Below are 17418 nucleotides of genomic sequence, written 5' to 3'. Positions count from 1 at the left end.
TATATTATTCCTCCGACATCGAAGTTTTGGCGCGGTCGAAAATTGGCTTCAGCAGGTAATTCATCATCGTGCGTTCGCCCGTCTTCACAAACAGTTCCACTGGCATACCAGGGCGCACTTCCATCTTGTGGCGATGCATGGTCTTCAAGCCTTCCGGCGATACGCTGGCCACCACGGTATAGTAAGGCTGACCACTGCGCTCGTCCATCAGGCGGTCGGGCGACACCTTGGTCACCTTGCCCGGAATATGCGGCGAGGTGTTGCTGTTAAACGCGGCGAAGATCAGCTCCACCGGCATGCCGGCATGGACCTTGTCGATCAGGTTGACCGGCAGGCGGCCTTCCACCACCAGCGCATCGTCCACCGGCACAATGTCCATCATCTTGAAGCCGGGCTGCACCACGCCACCTTTGGTGAACACGTTCATGCCGATCACGGTACCGTCCACCGGCGCTGTCACGTCGGCATTCTTGAGGTTATATTCTTCCGCCACGAACCGGTTGGACAGGGCTTCCGCTTCCTTCTGCACTTCGGACAGCTGGCTGCGGACTTCCTTCTGGTAGTCCTGCACGCGCTGGGCGCGGCGCAAGGTCAGTTCGGAAATCTGGCGCTGGGTGCGGCCAATGTTGCCCATGTCTTCCGCCAGTGCGCCCTTGGTTTGCACGTAGGTGCGTTCCACGTCCAGCAAACGGGCGCGCGCCACGAAGCCGTCACGCGACAGGTCGCGCAGGTTGTCCACCTGCTCTTTCAGGATGACCAGCTGCTCTTTCTTGCTGTCGCGCGATGCCAACAGGCCGTCCAGTTGCAGCTTCAGGCCCGAAATATTTTCATCGATGGCGCCCAGTTCGCTTTTTAATGAAGACTGGCGCGACGTGAACAGCTGATTTTGCAGCGCGATGTTTTCGGTCACGCGCGGGTCGTCCTTGAACTGCTTCAAATCTTCCGGGAACACCGGCGCGCTCTTGCCGTCGCGTTCCGCGATCAGGCGCGCTTCCGCCGCGCGGTTGGTGAACAGCTGCACTTTGGTGATTTCCGATTGCGCGTTCACCTGCACATTATTCATGCGCACCAGTACTTGCCCTTTTTTGACGAAATCGCCTTCCTTGACCAGGATGTCTTGCACCACGCCGCCGGACAAATGCTGCACGGCCTTGCGGTTGCCTTCCTTGGCGACGTCACCCGACATCGGCACACCTTTATCCAGGGGCGCAAACGAGGCCCACAGCAGGAAACCAATCACGCCAAACAATACGATCATCCAGCCAAGACGGCTGTATGCACTGGCGTCCGTATGCACGGTTGCCGGCGTCACGTCGCGCGCCACCACGTCAGTGGCCAGTGCCTTGGTATCAATCAATTTCATTGCTTACTCCTGTTCCGTGGTGGCTTTGCCACCCTGCGCCGCGGATTCCACGGCTTGCTGCTCGGCTACAGCCTTGGCGGCTGCCGCCTGGGCCTGTGCCGCCTGGGCCTGTGCCTGGGCCTGTACCTGGGCCTGTTGAGCCTGAGCCTGTTGTGCCTGGGCTTGCTGTGCCTGGGCTTGTTGCGCTTGAGCCTGCTGCATTGCCAGTTGTTGCGCCTGTTGTTGCGCGGCTTGCTGCTGCGCCGCCATTTGCTGTTGCGCTTGCTGGTTTTGCTGTTGCAGCGCTTGCAGCACCTGGTCGGTCGGACCAAACATTTCCGCCATGCCGTCACGCATCAACAGCAGCTTGGTGGTGGCGGAGATGGCCGACGTACGGTGCGTGATCAGCACAATGGTCTTGCCCTGCTGGCGCAAGTCCGCCACGGCGCGCACCAGAGCCTGTTCGCCGACATCGTCCAGGTTCGAGTTCGGTTCATCCAGCACGATCAGCGATGGATCGTCATACATGGCGCGGGCCAGGCCCAGACGCTGGCGCTGGCCGCCAGACAGGCCGGCGCCGCCATCACCCAGTTTATGGTCATAGCCATCCGGCATGCGCAGGATCATGTCATGCACACCGGCACGCTGTGCGGCGCGCACGACCTTTTCAGGATCCACATCGCCAAAGCGGGCAATGTTTTCCGCGACGGTGCCGGCAAACAGTTCGATGTCTTGCGGCAGGTAACCGATCGACGGGCCCAGTTCAGCCTTGTTCCAGTGGTAAATGTCCGCGCCATCCAGGCGCACCTTGCCGCTTTGTGCCGGCCACACACCCACCAGCAGGCGCGCCAGGGTCGACTTGCCGGAACCGCTTGGGCCGATAATGCCCAGCACGTCACCGGGATTGATAGCGAACGTCACATTCTTCAACAGCGCAGCCTTGGCGCCCGGCGGCGCGGCAATAATGCCTTCAACCGACAACTTGCCGACTGGTTTTGGCAGGGCCATGCCCTGTTCACGGGCCGGATTGGCTTCCAGCAGAACGGTCAGCCGTTCATACGAGCTGCGGGTGCTGGCAAAGCTCTTCCACACGCCGATCAGTTGCTGCACCGGGCCCATGGCCTTGCCCAGCAAAATCGACGCGGCAATCATCATCCCCGGCGTAATCTTATGTTCCAGCACCAGCAAGGCGCCCAGGCCCAGCACCAGCGATTGCACCGACACTTGCACGAACTTGGTCAATGCGCCCACCAGGCCGGCTTTTTCACTGGCTTCGGCCTGCAGGTGCAGGAATTTGCCATGCAAGACGAACCAGCGTTTCATCAGGTTGGGCAGCATGCCCATCGATTCGATGACTTCCGCATTGCGCAAGTTGTTGGTGGCCAGGTTGCCGGACTGGATCGCCATGGAATTGGCTTCACCCAGCGGCTTGCGCGACACCTTGTCGTTGACAATGGCCAGCACCACGAGAATTGCCGTACAAATCAATGCAAACCAGCCCAGCGTCGCCTCGAACATGAAGATCACGATCAGGTAGAACGGGAACCATGGCGCATCGAACAGCGCGAACAACGCGTTACCGGTCAGGAATTGGCGCAGGTTGGTCAAATCGTTCAGCGCCTGGCCGGCATTACCACCGGCCATTTTCAAGTTTTGCTCGAACGCGGCCGTGTACACGCGGCGGTTCAGTTCCATGTCGAACTTGGCGCCCACACGCACCAGCACGAAACTGCGGACCAATTCCAGCGCGCCCATGAACACATAGGCCCCCACGATCACCAGGGTCAGCATCAGCAGCGTGATTTCATTCTGGCTTTGCAGCACGCGGTCGTACACTTGCAGCATGTACAGCGATGGCGCCAGCATCAGCATATTGATGATCGCGCTGAAGAATCCCACTGTGTAGAACGTGCTCTTAAACCGCAGCATGACCTGTTCGATTTCGTTTTTAGGATTGAGTAGTTTTTTCATGTTAAGCGGCTATGCCCAGCGGATGACGCAGGTCGGACTGCGACGGATTGGGCGCGCAAGCGCACCCATTAAAAAATCAGAGACGTGACATTATCGCTGAAAACGGCCGAGAAATGTGATGTGCGTCACATTTTATTGCACGTAGGGAGGTGGGAGAGTTGTATCCAGAAGTAACAGGGACTCCCGTGGAGTCCCTGCCGAATTCATTACAGCATGTTCAGGTTGCGCCAGATGGGCAACTCCTCTTGAAGAATCCGCTCAATATGAGATTGCAGCTCAGCAAGATTGCCAGCGTCGTCCTGCAATAACGCGCCGTCTTTCATCATGTGACGACCCTGTGCCCGCATGACCTGCCAGCCTGCCTCGGCCAACGCCGCAGGATCCACCTTCACGCCTTTAGCCGCCATCAACCAATAGATCAGACGCGCGACGTATGGTGCAGTGATTGCGCTGCCGGCCAAACCGGAGCACAGCGAGTGAATCTCATCGCCATACTGAACACCCGAGGCGATGGCGACATTCATTCTTCTGGCTGCCTCTTGCGGTTGAGACACATAGGTAGCGTCATACAAGACCGCCTGACGCGATGCGACAAACAGGGCCGCCAATTGCGCCACGTCTTCCAGATTACTGCCTGCCAAAGCCGGTAATGCCGCCAATTGCCCCAATGTTTGCGGACCACGCGCCAGCGCATCACAGATAGGGACAGCAAGTTCCGGTTTGGCATTGACCTCACCAAACGCAATCTTCATTTTCAGCTGCACCGCGTCGCGCGAAACAGTTAACGCCAAGCCAAACTTGCGCAACAATTCCTGGCGGCGAAGCGAACTCAATTGCCGCGCACCACGCACAAATACGTCTTTGCGGAAACTGGTGTTGAGACTGTAATCCTTCAGTGTTTCCTGCATTGCCGGGTCAGGGAACGTTGCTATCAGCGCTGCTTTTTCCTCCGTCAGATAGAGCTTCGGATACGCAAATACCAGGTCTGCCGAGCCAATGAACTCCAGCTTCGCATCGGCCAAGTCACGCGCCACGTCAGCGTGATACATCGGCTGCCAGTGTTTGTGCATGTATTCGTGCACCAGATAATTGCGATTGTGCTTTTTCAGACCGCCCAAGCGCGCCTGAAGTGCCTCACCGGCATTGACGAAATAATTGACTTTGGCATCGACGAGTTTTTGTATGAACTCCGCCGCATTGCCCACTTGAATATCACTACGATTCGGGAATGCATCGCCATACTCCACCAGCAAGCGCTGCAAGGGCTGCGTTGCCGCCCATCCCGGCAACGCGTTATAGCTGATGTAAACAATGCCGCCCGGCTTCAGGTAACGACTGATGAAGTCGACAATGTGCCCCTGGTTTTCATCCGTCACCCAGGTATAGATGCCGTGCAACGTGATGAAGTCGAACTGTGGCAACTCAACTGCCCCTTCCGCCAGCTCTTCGAAACTATTCTCCAGCAAAATCACATTGCCCAGCTCCGCTTGGTCGGCCAAGGCTGTGGCGCCAGCCACATGGGCAGGATTGAAGTCCGCCGCATAGAACTTGCCGTTCGGATTGCTGGCCGCCAGCAGATTGACAGTCACTCCACGCCCGAAACCCAGTTCGAAATAAGTAAAGGGGCGGTCAAGCGGCAATGGCTCATAGCCATTCAACACCGCAACAAAATTCAACAACACCGGACTTTGCTCAGCATAAAAGCCTGCGGTGTATTCAACGTCCGAAACATATCCACTGGTCCAGCCCATCATTCCTCCATTAGCTACCAAACATAAGTTGGCTATTGTAGCCAAGAAGTTATCAAAAAAATCATATACCCATAAAAAAAACCGGACGGCGAACCGTCCGGTTTTTCAGGCTAGAGGCTTGCGCCTCTATCTTCAGGTCACATTACACCAGGGTGAATGCGCTGGAGGTGATGGTGGTTACACCGGTCAGAACGATTGCCATGTCGGCGGTACCGTCTGGGATGTGGTCAGCCGAAACGCCTTGACCGTCGATGTACAGCGTGCCGGTCGAGGAGTCCAGCGCCACGTTGACGATGTTGGTCGTGTGAGCTGCGGAACCCAGAGCAGCCAGTGCCAGCGAACCGCTGTTAGCGACGTACACGTTCACGGTCGTAGCGGTGCCACCGAACATCGAGTTGCTCAGCTGGATCACATCGCCGTTAGCCGACGAGGTTTTCGCCACGAAGTCAGCGATGGTATCGAACGCGCCAGGAGCGGAATCCGACACTGCGGTGAACTTGAAGGTGTCGTTGCCGCCACCACCGGTCAGCTTGTCAGCGCCTGCGCCGCCCCAGATCGTATCAGCACCGGTTGCGCCGGTGATGATATCCACACCAGCATTGCCGGTCAGCGTTGCGTTGCCCAGACCCGTGAAGGTGATGGTGTCATCGCCTGCACCGCCGATCAGCGTATCGCCGGCGTTGCCAGCCGTACCACCCAGGCCGCCATTGATGGTGACCGACTTGGAGGTCGTGATAGCCGAGAAGTCCAGCGTGTCAACGCCAGCCGAGCCGGTTGCCGTTGCAGCTTGACCCAGATCGCCACTAGCGAAGTTCAGGCCAGCGGTGTCGGCTGCCGAGGTTGCCGACGTCACGGTCATGCCCGAAGCATTGATCGAGGTCAGGGCGGTGCTTGCCTGAGTCAGGGTCAGGTGTGCATTGCCGGTTACAACGATCGCCTTAGCAGCGGTATCAACCACGGTCAACGTATGGTCAACCGTACCTGCAACGGTCGAGTTGCTGTCGGTCGAGGTGATGTTCAGCGTCTCTACGTTGGAAGCGGTCACGGTACCGAAAGCGGTGTCGGCGGTCTGCGTCACGGTGACGTTCAGCACGTCATTGGTGTTGGTCGTAGCGCTGATTTCGTTAACCGTTACCACGTTGGTGCCGGCGGTCAGAACGACGGTGCCGTTGGCAGCCATGTTGTCCAGTACCAGTGCGGTTGCAGCGGTGGTGGTCACGTGGTTGATGCCGTCCAGGTTGTTCAGGTCAACAGTTTTCGAAGCGGTTACCGAAGTCAGGCTCAGACGCTCGAAGTTGCTGATCTTGCCAGCGAAGGTGCCGTTCAGGGACAGGCTGTCGTTAGCGGCCAGGGTTTCGGTCAGTACCAGGGTGTCGGTACCTGCGCCTGCGTCAACGGAACCACCGGTACCGAACGCGCCACCAACGGTCACGGAGTCGTCACCAGCGCCGGTCGTGTCGGCAACGGTCGTGCCGGTAGCGATCGAGATGGTGTCGGTACCAGCCGAGTTGGTGCCAACGTACTGCTGGCCAGCGGTCAGGGCCTGGGTCAGCGTTACAGCCTTGGAGTTGGTGCTGGTGATAACAACAGCTGCGTCCAGGGTGTCAGCGGAGATGGTGATAGCAGAGGAACCCGACAGGGCAACAGCTTTAGCAGCGCCAGTCGTCAGAGCAGCGATCGTGGTCGCCTTGGTGCTGTTGTTTGCTACGCTTACGGACGTTGCAGCAGCGCCGGAAACGGTCACGCCGGTGGTAGCAGCGGAACCAGCCACGACCACGTTCAGGGTGGTTGCGGTAGCGTCCGTTACGGTGCCTGCGCCAACGGTGTTCAGCGTGATGGTGTCGGTACGGGTACCAGCAGCAGCAACGATGTCGGTGCTCGCGGTACCGGTATTAGCGATGGAAACGCTGTTGATGGCGTTACCCGTCAGGGTTGCGGTGCCAGTGTTGCCGTCGATCGACACGGACTTCAGGGTCGAGCCGGTAGCAGCCGAGGAGCCCGAACGGTCTTGCACCTTAACGGTGGAACCGCCGGAGATTACAGCGGAAGTAATCGCGTTGGCAACAGCAGTTTGACCAATGTTGATCGCGCCAGCGCCAGTCGCAGCAGTAACAACGCCGCCAGCACCGATGATGTCGATGGTGTTGGTGCTGCTGTTCGAAGCGGTAACGGTGGTGGTGGTGGCAGCAGTGATAGTTTCCGCACCGGTACCAACAACGCTCAGGTTCGTCAGGCCAGTCCAGCCGGTGGTCGTAGCAGTCACACCAGCCGAGGACGACAGGGTTGCCGTTTCAATGTTGGTCACTTTGGTGCCGACGGTGGTAACAGCGTTGGCATTGTCAGCAACGATCAGGGTGTCGTTGCCAGCGCCGCCGTCCAGCGTATCCAGCGCATTGAAGGTCTTCTCTGCGGTAGCGTAGAAGGTGTCTTCGCCAGCACCGCCGGTGAAGTTGGTACCCAGGTCAACACCGGTGGTCAGGGTGAAGGTCTTAGCAGCGAAGTTGGCTGGCAGAGCTTCAGCAGCTTTCTGATCGGCGGTAGCGGTGGCCAGTGCAGTCGCAGCAGCGGTAGCAGCAGCGGTAGCAGCGGTCAGCGCGTCAGCAGCAGCTTTGTCGTCGGTGGTCGTGGAGGTTGCTTTAGCAGCAGCGTCGTAGGCAGTAGCGATGACCAGGCCAGCGTCAGCAGCAGCTTTGTACGTGGTTGCAGCGGTAACTTCAGCTTTAGCAGCGGTGATAGCGTCGTTAGCGGTTGCAATCGAGGTCACGGCAGCGATCTTGGCAGCAGCGGAGTCGTGAGCGGTGGTAGCAGCGGTAGCAGCAGCGGCGGTGGTGGCAGCAGCGGTGGTGTACGCAGCGGTGTTGTTGATCACCGATACCACGCCTTGTGCGTCAGCAGCTTTGGTCACAGCAGCAGCAGCAACGGTCACGGCAGCAGCAGCAGCCACGTCATCGGTTGCGGTTACGGTCTTAGCGGCAGCAGCAACGAATGCGTCAGCAGCAGCTTTAGCAGCGGCAGCAGCAGCGGTTGCAGCGGTTGCAGCGGTGCCAGCGTCGGTCACAGCTTTGGTCAGGGCGGTGCCTGCATCCACAGCAGCTTTGTCAGCGGCAACAGCAGCGTCAGCAGCAGCTTTAGCGTCAGCAGCAGCGGTTGCTTTCAGAGCGGCGCTAGCGGTGGTGAATTCCAGGGTCGCTTGAGCGGTTGCCAGCTTAGCGGAAGCAGCGGTGTAAGCAGCTTGGTCGCCAGCTTTCAGGGCTGCGTCTTTTTCAGCTTGAGCAGCGGTCACGGCGGTAGCAGCGTCAGCCTTGGCAGCAGCAGCAGCGGTCGAAGCGTCAGCAGCAACGGTAGCAGCGTCGGACAGCGCGGTTGCGTCGGTCTTGGCAGCAGCGGTTTCAGCGTCAGCTTTAGCTTTTTCTGCGGTGGTCACTGCAGCGGCAGCGGTTGCAGCAGCGGCAACTTTAGCAGCAGCTTCGGTCGCAGCAGCGTCAGCCAGTTTCTGAGCTTGCTGAGCAGCGCCGTCAACTGGGTTAACCACGGTGATCACGTTCTGCATTGCCGATGCCAGAGCGGAAGCGGTGGTGGCGTTTGCCAGCGAGGTCGCGTCAACAACGGTGGTCAGGTAAGCCTTGGCAACTGCGTTGGCAGTGGCGCCGCTGTAAGCAGCGGTAGCACCTGGGGTCAGCAGAACAGCAGCGGTGAACGAACCGGCTGCAGCAACTTTCGATTCGAAGGCTACTTTGTCGGTGGTCAGGGCGCCTTCGGAGATGTTACGAACGATCACGTCGATCGTCAGTTTGCCGGTGTTCAGCAGGTCGGCCCAGTACAGCAGACCTGCGGTGTCGGCGCCGTGGCCGAACAGGTTGTTGTAGATGGTTTCGATGATCTGAACAGCGGTCTTGCCAGCGTATGCTGCTTTGTATTCAGTGTCTTGGCTGAAGTTCTTGGCCACCACGTCCAGGGTGATAGCTTTGGCTTCCAGCTGTTTTTCCCAATACTGCAAACCAGCTGGGTCAGCAGGACGGTTGAAGTATGCAACGTACAGCTTTTGCAGATCTTGAGCGTAAATACCCATTTATAACTCCGTAAAGGGAAGATTGATTAATGTTCCTTGCAGCACACGCGGTGGCTTCTGCAATCAACGTACCGAATAATCTCAAAGGGAAGAGGTTGAGAATGTGACGGTCATCACAATTCACCTCAACATCCTCAGAAAAATAGCAAATATTTCATTGATAATTAAAACGGCGGGTCATTATCTTGGAAGATTGCGGTCATTGCAAGGATTCCACCCGGAAGGCGGCTATAGCCCGCAGATACTGCGAAAACCGGCGCTTTTTAATGGTCGAAGCACTAATTTTTCAAGCACCTGGAGCGATCAGACAGCCCTGCAAGACCACCCGAAACATTTTGGTAAGCAAATGTAAATACGCACAGCGCCCACTGTTGCAAATTCACGTCATCCTGATGAGCACGACAACGGCGCCAGAATACAACAAGCCGGATCGCAGCGGCACACGGCTGGGATCCGGCTTGGGAAGTGCGGCCGGTTGGCCGCGGTAAGCGGATTTACTTAGGCGTTACGGGGTTGTTCCAGTAAGTGATGCCATTGATGGTCCGCTGCGGCGACAGCCGGCTCTCGAACACGTACGCCGCGTTCAATCCCTTGTCCTGGCTGAGGAAGCCATCCACATAGACGGCATTGGGTTTGAAATACACCGAGTTATCGCTGGCGAAGCGGCCATTGGACGCCACCAGGCCAGTCGATTGCAGCGACAGGCGTTCGCTGGAATTGACCACGTCGAAACTGGTCGCAAAGGTACGGTTATCAAAATTAAAACTCAGCTGACCGTTTTCCAGTTTGGAGACCACCGGCGCGATCGCCGTATTGTCATAACGGATCGTGGCTTCACCCTGCGCCAGCGTGAACGATACTGCTCCCCGCTCAGGCACCTGGGCTTCCCGGCCTTCCGTATAGAACAGCACGTAATCTTCGGTTTTTCTGACCAGCTGCGAATTTTTGCCCAGCTGCGCCACAAAATCCACGGACGGCGCCGTGCTGTCAGCCAGCGTTTGCCAGCGCCCCCACACGATCTGGCGCTCAGGTTGCACTGGTTTAGGCGGTTCCACCGGCGTCACCGGGTCCGTTGGCTTCGTGCCCACCTCGGTCACCGGCGGCACCGTCACAATCGGATCAGGCGGCTGCGTGGGTTCATTCTTGCTGCCGGGATTATTCTGGTCAGCCACCTTTTGCTGCAAGTCAGCCGTCTTGCGTGCATCCAGGCTAGGCTGCGGCGGCAGGTTCGATGCGGAACCGCCCTGCTTGGCCGGCTCGTCCGGGCGCGGCGGTGCAATGCTGTCCGGCGTCACGCCATTCGCTTCCGGCACCAGTTGCGGTGCAGCCTGGCCACGGCGGTATTGCAACAGCACGCCCTTCTGGTTGGCAAACAGTTCGCGCGCGGCGGAACCTTCACACGGACCCGCGCCGTCGGGACGGCATGCGCCATCGAAGCCGCTCAGCGTAATGCCGCCGGACAACACCGTCACACGGGTACTTTCCTGGTCGGCCGCCACCACGAAGTCCGTGCCGCGCACACCGATGGCGGCCACGGGCGTATTGAAACGGAAATTCTGGCGCGCCATTTTCACGGCTTCACCCGACTGGCTGCGGGCCACGCCGCTCAGCAATTCCAGCTTGATGCGGGTATTAGCGGGATTTTTCTTATCTATATAGTAGGTGGCGATGCGGGCCTTGGTCGACGGACGCAAAATGAACAGGCCGTTGTCAGCCGTCTGGATATAGACAAAGCCGTCTTTGCCGGTGACCAGCATGTCGCCTTCCTGCACGGGTGCGTTCAGCACGGCGGCGCGGTCGGCCACCTGGGCCGAACCGGCGACATAAATGATCCTGCCCGCTTCCGCAGCATAGGCAGTGTTCATGGCAAGCGCCGCCAGCGAGATGGCTGCGGCGGCGAAAATGTGACGTGACATGGTGTTCCCCTTTTCCGGCAATTGTCCTGAAAATGACAGACAAACTCCGTGATAGCTATCACATTCTCTCCGAAAACATTTAAGCCCGCCGGGGTCGTTACACTTTGTAGCAAAGGGTGCCTGCCATCAGGCAACCGGCTATACTGTCAGATCATTTGCATTTCTTTTATTTAACACCCACCTTGAAGCAAGCGATCGCATTCCTGGCAAACCGCTTTCCTGCCTTGCCGCCCGCCGCTGTCCGGGGCGTTATCGCGCTGGCAGCGCTGGGCCTGGCGCTGTGGACGCAGTGGCTGGCCGCACCGGGAACGTCACTGTTTGCCGACGAGTGGCTGCGCGACCGCTATATACAATGGCACCGCAGCGATGCGCCGGAGCCGCGCATCCTGGTGGTGGACGTCGATGAAGCCAGCATGGCGGAACTGGGCCCGTGGCCCTGGCCCCGCGCCAGGCTGGCCGACCTGGTGGAAACCCTGCTGACCACCTACAGCGCGCGCGGCGTCGCGCTCGATATTGTTTTGCCCAACCCGGCCGATACGGAGGGCGACACGCGGCTGGCCATGCTGGCCCGCCACGGCCCGCTGGTAATGGCGCAGGCATTTGATTACAGCGTCGGGCGCCCGTGGCTGTTGCGCGAGGGCCAGTTGGCCGGCGCCCTGTCCGGCGCCGACACCAGCCGGCAAGTGGCGTTTGCCACCGGCTATGTCGCCAACCAGCCCGCCTGGAGCGACTTGCCGCACGTCGGCAATATCGGATTTATCCCCGATCCGGATGGCGCGCTGCGCCGCGTGCCCCTGTTGACGGCCTATCAGGGCAAAGTCTATCCGGCGCTGGGCCAGGCGCTAGTCACGTGCTGCGGTGGCGGCCTGCCCAATGCGCCCGACGGGCTTCTCAGGGTCGGCTACCAGCGCGACTGGAATGCCTATACCGTGGTGTCCGCCGCCGATATCCTGGCCGAACGCATCGTGCCCGAGAGCGCGGCGGGACGGCTGGTCTTGGTCGGTTCTTCGTCGCTGGGGCTGGGCGACCGCGTCACCACGCCGTTTGCCGCCAACCGGCCGGGCCTGGGTGTCCAGGCCGCCATCCTGTCGACCCTGCTGGACATCCGCGATGGCGTCGCGCCGGCGCCATGGCCGGGCCGCTGGATCGGCAGTTTATATGCGCTGCTGTGCGTGGCGCTGGCGGGATGGGCGCTGCCGCGCCTGCCTGCGGTGCTGGGCGTCGGCATGCTGGCCGCGCTGACGGGAACCTGGCTGCTGCTGGCGTATGTCATCGCACCGCACGACGGCCGCTTTTCCACCACGGGCCCGGTGGCGACGAATTTGTTTTTGCTGGCCGTCGCAGTGCCGTACCACTGGCAACTCACCCAGCGCAAGTCGCGCCACCTGCTCGACACCTTGCGCCAGTACGTCGCCCCGGCCGTGGTCGAGCAATTGCTGCGCAGCGACATCGAGGATCCCCTTGCGCCGCGCCAGCTGGAAGTCACCACGCTGATTGCCGACATGGAAGGCTATACCACGCAAGTGGAGGCGCTGCCGGTGGCCGATGCCGCCAAACTCACGCGCGATTTCCTGGAATGCCTGACCGGCCCCGTGATTGCCGCCGGCGGCACGCTGGATAAATACACGGGCGATGGCCTGGTGGCGTTCTGGGGCGCGCCGCTGCCCAATACCGCCCACGCCGACCTGGCGCTGGATGCCGCGGCGGCCATCGTGCAGCGGGTCCGGGAATTCAGCCGCACACGCGAAGCGCTGGGCTTCCCTCCGCTCCGGGTCCGGATCGGCATCGACAGCGGCCCCGCGTTTGCCGGCGACTTCGGCACCGGATTCCGCAGCATTTATACTGCCGTCGGCGACAGCGTTAACACCGCGTCGCGGCTGGAACAGGCGGCCCGCGACTACCCGTATGACATTATCATCGGCGAAGGCACGGTCACGCATGCCCGCCGCCACGATTTCCTGCCGCTGGGTGAGCGCCGGCTGCGGGGCAAGGAAAAATTGACTACTTTGTATACCCTGAATTCCCTCGTTGCCTCCCCGGAGGCCGCAGCGTGAGCCGCCACCGCGACCGTGTATGCGCTGCCGTGCTGGCGGCCCTTGCCGCCATGCTGGTCGCCCTGTCGTGCGCGCCGGCGCATGCCGAGCAGCAAGCCGCCCCGCCCAGCGAAGCCGATATCCTGTACGACAAGGCGCTGCAATCCATCGCGGAAGGCCGCAAGAATGACGCCAATGCCACGTTGCAACGCGTGATCGATATGGCGCCATCGCACGCCGGCGCCTGGCTGGAGCTGGCGCTGTTGCAATGCAGCCTGGGCAACCAGGACGAAGCGGAACGTTTGTTTAACGTCATCGAACTGCGTTTCGACCCGCCGCCGGGCATTGTCCAGCTGATTGCCAACACCCGTAGCGCCGGCTGCGTCGGCGCGCTGCCACTGAGCCAATACAGCATCACGGTGTCGCGCGGCATTGATCAAAACGTCAACCAGGGCTCCACCCGCGACCTCGGCGTGGCGGACCTGGGCTTGTCGCCCGAGTTCCGTCCGCAGCATGACCAGTACACCATGCTGTCGGGCGAATACCTGCGCGACATCGGGCCCAATGGCGCCATCGGCTTTGTGCAATTCCAGGGCCGGCACAACGATACGCTGACTAAATACGACAGCGGCGCGCTGTTTGCCGGTGCGGAAACCCCGTGGCGCTTTGGCGACTGGAGCGTGCGCGGCTCCGCGCTGGCCGGCTTCGTTACCCTGGGCGGCCAGTTTTACCAGCGCCAGTATCAGTTGCAGGCACGGGTTGGCCCGCCCATGCCCCTGCCTTACAGCCTGCAATTCCACGTGCTGGGCGGCCTGACGCATGCCAGCTATGTCACGCTGCAAAATTTCGATTCCACCACGGGAGAATTGCGCGGCATGCTGAGCCGGCGCAGCGGCACGACGTCCATCAACGCCAGCCTGGGCGTGCAGGAAGACAAGGCGGCCTCGGCCCGCCCTGGCGGCGACCGCCGCGGCTGGTCATCCAGCCTGCAGTGGCGGCACCGCTACGGCAGCGGCATCACAGCCGACCTCGGCTATACCATGCAGGCATGGAAAAGCAGCCTGCCCTATGCACCGGGCGTCATTGCCCAAGTGCGCGACCAGACCACGCACGTGTTCCGCACCACGTTTATTTACCCGGTCACGCGCAGCCAGAATGTGGTGCTGGAAGCACGCCAGGTCATCAACAAGGAAAATATCCCGATCTTTCAGTACAATAACCGGCAATTGCAGTTGAGCTGGCAGTGGCAGGGACCTTGACCGCCAGCATCTTGTGCCCGGCGTGTCCGGCGCCATCTAAGGTACCATTACGGTACAGCCATCCAAATTCGAACCAATGAAGTCATCCAGCTCTATTTCCAGTGAAAGTTCTGACGCGGCGGCGCCCGACAGCGCCGCGCCAGCGCCGGAAGAGCGCAGCATTCAGATTCACCTGCGCAAAATTCCATTGCTGGCCGAGTTGACCGATGAGGAAATTGTCAAGGTCAAGGCTGATATCCGCATCCGCCAATATGCAAAACGCGAAGTCGTCCTGCACAAGGGCGGCAGCGGCGACGGATTGATGTTCCTGCTGGCCGGCCAGTTGCAAGTCATCGACGTGACGGAAGACGGCCGCGCCATTGGTTTGCGCATGCTGGCGCCCGGCGACTTTTTTGGCGAAATTGCACTGATTAATAACACCACCCGTTCCGCCTCGGTGGTGGCGTTGACGGACGTGCTGGTCGCCTTCCTGCCCGCTCCCACGGCCATGCACCTGTTTTCGCACTGCCCGTCCGTGGCGCGCCAGATGCTGCAACACTTGGCGCAAAAAATCCAGCGCGACTCGGAATTCCGGGCATTGCTCAGTATTAACAATACGGCCAAACGGATTTACACGTACCTGGTGTTGATGCAGAAAAAGAATCCGGACGGCACCGTGGTGGAAAACCTGCCGACGCACCAGGATATTGCCAACATGATCAATACCAGCCGCGAGACCGTGACGCGGGCGCTGTTAACCCTCGTGCAGCAGGGGATTGTGCAGAAAGAGCCGCACCGGCTGGTGATCAAGAATCCGGAAGCGTTGCAGAAGCTGGTGCAGAGCTAGTCCGGCGCTTGGTGGATGACGGTTCGCCAAGCCACCAAGCATACGTTTCAATAATTTCCCTTGCAGCAACTTGTTACATGTGTGGCAAGTCCCCCCGCCGCAGTACGGTATAATGCCGCCTCCTACCAGTTTTCCAGATTGCGCCGCCTGAACCGCGCCGCACCAGCATTTCAAATGACAGTTTCAACAGCACACCTGCTGCCCGTATCGCGGGTGGCGGCATGATTTCGGGCATGATGATGCGGGCACTGTGGTCGTACCGCGGCTTTGTCATGGGCAGCGTACGGCGCGAATTCCAGGCCAAATACCGCAACACCATGCTGGGCGCGGCCTGGACCGTCCTCAGCCCGCTGGCGATGATCCTGGTTTACACGCTGATCTTTTCGCAAGTGATGAAAAGCCGCCTGCCGGGCGATACCAGCCAGTATGGCTACAGCATTTACCTGTGCGCCGGCATCCTGACGTGGGGCTTGTTTTCGGAAATCCTCGCGCGGGGACAAAACATGTTCCTCGAGCATGCCAACCTGCTCAAGAAAATCAGCTTTCCCCGCATTTGCCTGCCCGTCATCGTGGTGCTCAATGCGCTCAGCAACTTCGGCATCATCTTCGGCCTGTTCACGGTGTTCCTGCTGGCATCCGGCCAGTTCCCCGGCGCCGTGTTCCTGCTGCTGGCGCCCGTGATCGGCCTGATGGTGCTGCTGGCGATCGGCCTGGGAATGGTGCTGGGCGTGCTGAACGTGTTCTTCCGCGACGTCGGCCAGTTCTTCACGATCTTCCTGCAATTCTGGTTCTGGCTGACGCCCATCGTCTACCCGTCATCGATTATTCCGGAAGGCCTGCGCGACGCCATGGCCTACAACCCGATGGCGGCCCCGATCAAGGCGTGCCAGGATATCCTCGTCACGGGCCAGGCGCCGCACTGGGCGTCGCTGGCCGGGCCGTTTGTGCTGGCGCTGCTGCTGTGCGCGCTGGGCTTGTATCTGTTCCGCCACCGTGCGGGTGAAATGGTGGATGAACTCTGATGGGATCGATTACTGTCACCAACCTGGGCAAGGCCTATAAACAATATCCGGCCCGCTCGTCGCGCCTGCGCGAATGGCTGCTGCCGTTCCAGGGGCCCCAGCACAAGCTGAAGTGGATCCTGCAAGACATCAATTTCCATGTCGCGCCGGGTGAAGCCGTGGGCCTGATCGGCATTAACGGCGCCGGCAAGAGCACGCTGTTAAAGCTCATCACCGGCACCACCCAACCCACCACCGGCTCCGTCTACATGGAAGGCAAGGTGGCGGCGTTGCTGGAACTGGGCATGGGTTTCCATCCCGATTTCACGGGCCGCCAGAATGTCTACATGGCGGGCCAGTTGCTGGGCATGAGCGTCGATGAAATCACGGCGCTGATGCCGGAAATCGAAGCGTTCGCGGAAGTGGGCGAATACATGGACCAGCCGGTGCGCGTGTATTCGTCCGGCATGCAGATGCGCGTGGCGTTTTCCGTCGCCACCGCGCGCCGCCCGGATATCCTGATCGTCGACGAAGCCTTGTCCGTGGGCGACACCTACTTCCAGCACAAGAGCTTCGAGCGCATCCGCCAGTACCGCCGCGCCGGCACCACGTTGCTGCTGGTGTCGCACGACAAGCAGGCCATCCAGTCCGTGTGCGACCGCGCCATCCTGCTCGATGGCGGCCGCCTGTCGCGCGAAGGCCCGCCCGAAGAAATCATGGATTACTACAATGCGCTGATTGCCGACCGCGAAAACAGCAACCTGCAATTGCTGTCGCGCGATGACGGCAAGGTGCAGGTGGTGTCCGGCACCGGCGAAGCGACGGTGTCGCACATCGCGCTGCTCGACGAAAACGAACAACCGGTCGAAGTGATCGACGTGGGTTCCACCGTGACGTTGCAGGTGACGGTGCTGGCCAAGGCGCACATTCCCCGCATGGTGCTGGGCTACATGATCAAGGACCGCCTGGGCCAGCCGATGTATGGCACCAATACCGACTTGCAGCAATTGCCGCTGTCGGACGTGCAGCCGGGCGAGGCGAACGTGTACCGCTTCCGCTTCAACGCCAACCTGGGCGCCGGCACGTATTCGGTGGCGACCGCCATCGTCAGCACGGAAACCCACCTGGTCAATAATTACGAATGGCGCGACCTGGCGCTGGTGTTCACGGTCGTGAACATGCGCCGCCCCTATTTCGAAGGTTCGGCGTGGATCGAACCCACCATTGAAATCAGCCGCGCCCCAGCATAA

Annotated in this window: 11 protein-coding genes; 6 read left to right on the top strand and 5 right to left on the bottom strand. The window is 60.2% G+C overall.

All coding sequences use genetic code 11. From position 1 onward, the window contains the following. Positions 1-4: 4 nt before the first annotated feature. The 4 genes from GJ700_RS05220 to GJ700_RS05205 form a co-directional block, all read right to left on the bottom strand. A complete protein-coding gene (locus tag GJ700_RS05220) occupies positions 5-1363 on the bottom strand; it encodes an HlyD family type I secretion periplasmic adaptor subunit (RefSeq protein ID WP_154371617.1) in 1359 nt (452 codons plus the stop codon). Positions 1364-1366: 3 nt separating this feature from the next. After that, complete coding sequence (locus GJ700_RS05215; protein WP_154371616.1) at positions 1367-3313, bottom strand: type I secretion system permease/ATPase; 1947 nt, start codon at positions 3311-3313, stop codon at positions 1367-1369. Between the two features lie 206 nt (positions 3314-3519). After that, entirely contained in the window at positions 3520-5067 is a 1548-nt protein-coding gene (locus tag GJ700_RS05210; protein WP_154371615.1) for a class I SAM-dependent methyltransferase, read from the bottom strand. Between the two features lie 139 nt (positions 5068-5206). Continuing rightward, positions 5207-9133 (bottom strand): DUF4214 domain-containing protein, encoded by a 3927-nt coding sequence (locus GJ700_RS05205; RefSeq protein ID WP_154371614.1) that lies wholly within the window; start codon positions 9131-9133, stop codon positions 5207-5209. A gap of 103 nt (positions 9134-9236) precedes the next feature. Between GJ700_RS05205 and GJ700_RS05200 the strand changes: the two genes are divergently transcribed. After that, the gene (locus GJ700_RS05200) at positions 9237-9485 is read left to right on the top strand and encodes a hypothetical protein (protein WP_154371613.1); all 249 of its coding nucleotides are present in this window, start codon (positions 9237-9239) and stop codon (positions 9483-9485) included. A 142-nt stretch (positions 9486-9627) separates the two neighbouring features. Here GJ700_RS05200 and GJ700_RS05195 read toward each other — a convergent pair whose 3' ends face one another. Further along, a complete protein-coding gene (locus tag GJ700_RS05195) occupies positions 9628-11049 on the bottom strand; it encodes a FecR family protein (RefSeq protein ID WP_229506815.1) in 1422 nt (473 codons plus the stop codon). Positions 11050-11231: 182 nt separating this feature from the next. On the opposite strand from GJ700_RS05195, the gene GJ700_RS05190 reads away from it, so the two are divergent. The 5 genes from GJ700_RS05190 (at position 11232) to GJ700_RS05170 (ending at position 17418) form a co-directional block, all read left to right on the top strand. Then, a complete protein-coding gene (locus tag GJ700_RS05190) occupies positions 11232-13103 on the top strand; it encodes a CHASE2 domain-containing protein (protein ID WP_154371612.1) in 1872 nt (623 codons plus the stop codon). After that, a complete protein-coding gene (locus GJ700_RS05185; protein ID WP_371867838.1) occupies positions 13100-14341 on the top strand; it encodes a tetratricopeptide repeat protein in 1242 nt (413 codons plus the stop codon). The genes GJ700_RS05190 and GJ700_RS05185 overlap by 4 nt, the downstream gene beginning before the upstream one ends. Positions 14342-14417: 76 nt before the next feature. Further along, positions 14418-15167, top strand: coding sequence for a Crp/Fnr family transcriptional regulator (locus GJ700_RS05180; protein ID WP_154371611.1), 750 nt, complete (start codon positions 14418-14420; stop codon positions 15165-15167). A 221-nt stretch (positions 15168-15388) separates the two neighbouring features. Beyond that, the gene (locus GJ700_RS05175; protein ID WP_154371610.1) at positions 15389-16189 is read left to right on the top strand and encodes an ABC transporter permease; all 801 of its coding nucleotides are present in this window, start codon (positions 15389-15391) and stop codon (positions 16187-16189) included. After that, a complete protein-coding gene (locus GJ700_RS05170) occupies positions 16189-17418 on the top strand; it encodes an ABC transporter ATP-binding protein (RefSeq protein ID WP_154371609.1) in 1230 nt (409 codons plus the stop codon). The genes GJ700_RS05175 and GJ700_RS05170 overlap by 1 nt, the downstream gene beginning before the upstream one ends.

The organism is Pseudoduganella rivuli, assembly GCF_009674485.1.
Lineage (GTDB): Bacteria > Pseudomonadota > Gammaproteobacteria > Burkholderiales > Burkholderiaceae_D > Rugamonas > Rugamonas rivuli_B.
This window is presented reverse-complemented; position numbering and strand designations above follow the sequence as displayed.

What these genes read in the sequence shown, in the direction of transcription:
- GJ700_RS05220 (WP_154371617.1), bottom strand. Translation starts at nt 1,363, where the DNA reads ATGAAATTGATTGATACCAAGGCACTGGCCACTGACGTGGTGGCGCGC.
- GJ700_RS05215 (WP_154371616.1), bottom strand. Translation starts at nt 3,313, where the DNA reads ATGAAAAAACTACTCAATCCTAAAAACGAAATCGAACAGGTCATGCTG.
- GJ700_RS05210 (WP_154371615.1), bottom strand. Translation starts at nt 5,067, where the DNA reads ATGATGGGCTGGACCAGTGGATATGTTTCGGACGTTGAATACACCGCA.
- GJ700_RS05205 (WP_154371614.1), bottom strand. Translation starts at nt 9,133, where the DNA reads ATGGGTATTTACGCTCAAGATCTGCAAAAGCTGTACGTTGCATACTTC.
- GJ700_RS05195 (WP_229506815.1), bottom strand. Translation starts at nt 11,049, where the DNA reads ATGTCACGTCACATTTTCGCCGCCGCAGCCATCTCGCTGGCGGCGCTT.
- GJ700_RS05180 (WP_154371611.1), top strand. Translation starts at nt 14,418, where the DNA reads ATGAAGTCATCCAGCTCTATTTCCAGTGAAAGTTCTGACGCGGCGGCG.
- GJ700_RS05175 (WP_154371610.1), top strand. Translation starts at nt 15,389, where the DNA reads ATGATTTCGGGCATGATGATGCGGGCACTGTGGTCGTACCGCGGCTTT.
- GJ700_RS05170 (WP_154371609.1), top strand. Translation starts at nt 16,189, where the DNA reads ATGGGATCGATTACTGTCACCAACCTGGGCAAGGCCTATAAACAATAT.